The following is a 1,391-nucleotide window of genomic DNA, read 5'->3' on the forward strand; positions in this document are numbered from 1 at the left end:
TCTTTGCGATTTTATTTCTAAAATATTTTTCTTTTCTATTATTTTATTTTCTATAATGACAATAATTTTCCAAAATAATATTTTCGCTCAAGAACAAGAACAAGAAAAAGATTATCAACATTTTAAACAAGAAGTATTAGATGTTTCAGATGCAGAAAGAAATAAAATGATACAAGATTTTTTGGTAAATTGGATCAAAAATGAAGATAATTTATATGAAATAAAACAAATATTTCAAAGACGTGTAAACATGGTTTTTGCAACAACTGATGCAAACAGAAATAAATTAGCACAAAATTTCTTTTCAAATAATTATGTTATAAAATAAAATATTGTGTTAGAATATAGACAGTATCCACTTGCGCAACGAATACTAATTAAAAAAAACCAATAATTATAAATGATGTTATAATAAATTGGAAGCCTTATATATATGTTCGCGCAAGTGCATATGTATAGGGCTTTTTTCATTTGATAAAGTGAAAAAAGTACAAAAAAAAAGAACTCTTAATTCTTGTTTAGTTTTGCCGCTGGACAGAATTAAAAGTTACTAATATGAAAGGATTCGAAAAAATGAATCAAATATTTTTTTCTTTACAAAATCACTTTCAAAATGGTTGGGATTGGGCGATTGATTTTTTAAATAAATTGCCTAATATAATCAACAAATTAAAAGTATTTTGTATCTACATTATAACATTAGTCAAAACAAATTTCAACAATTTATTAGAACTTAAAAATGTTAGTTTTAGTTTTTTAAATATGTGGTCTAGTTTAGGCATTATAGGAAATGCTATCATAGCTTTATTATTTTTTGTAGTTATTTTAATTGTTATTTGTTTCTTAACCTCTATTTTAGATGTAATAAAAAGCATTTTAAAAACAATTAAATTTATTATTTGGGATATACCAATTAAAATTATTAAAACAATAATCATTTTGATTATTAAATTTTTTAAATTGTTTTTATTTAATAAAAAAAATAAAACAATAAAAATTGTTGAACAAGAAAAAATAATGGTTAACAATGAAACACCAAAAGAAATAAATATTTTACAAAATGATTTATTTAATTTAAAAGAAACTATACAAAAACAAAACATGTTATTAGAAAAAATAGTTTCATTAAATGTTAAATTAAACCAATTAGAAAAGAGAACAACAAATAGAAAAAAAACAATAAAAAAGGATGTAATAAAAAATGAAAAATAATAAAATAAAAAAAGTTTTAATAGGAGTAATAATTATTATTTTATTGATGATTTTATCATTGTTATTCACGTTCTTTATGTTCTTTTTTGAATTACCAAACATACCAATACCTCCTGTTCAAGTTCCAACACCTGTTCAAGTTCCAACACCTGTTCAAGTTCCAACACCTGTTCAAGTTC

General features: G+C 21.7%; 2 protein-coding genes and 1 pseudogene. All 3 read left to right on the forward strand.

The window, feature by feature from the left end; genetic code table 11:
• A partial coding sequence (locus RI68_RS02675) for a hypothetical protein (protein WP_038104742.1) occupies positions 1–328 on the forward strand: 328 nt, incomplete at its 5' end.
• 245 nt (positions 329–573) lie between these two features.
• Positions 574–1,212 (forward strand): hypothetical protein, encoded by a 639-nt coding sequence (locus RI68_RS02680; protein ID WP_017193700.1) that lies wholly within the window; start codon positions 574–576, stop codon positions 1,210–1,212.
• Positions 1,202–1,391 (forward strand): annotated as a pseudogene (locus RI68_RS02685) (hypothetical protein); the annotation flags it as partial. The gene RI68_RS02680 and the pseudogene RI68_RS02685, both read left to right, overlap by 11 nt.

This window comes from Vaccinium witches'-broom phytoplasma str. VAC (assembly GCF_000309405.1).
GTDB lineage: Bacteria > Bacillota_I > Bacilli_A > Acholeplasmatales > Acholeplasmataceae > Phytoplasma.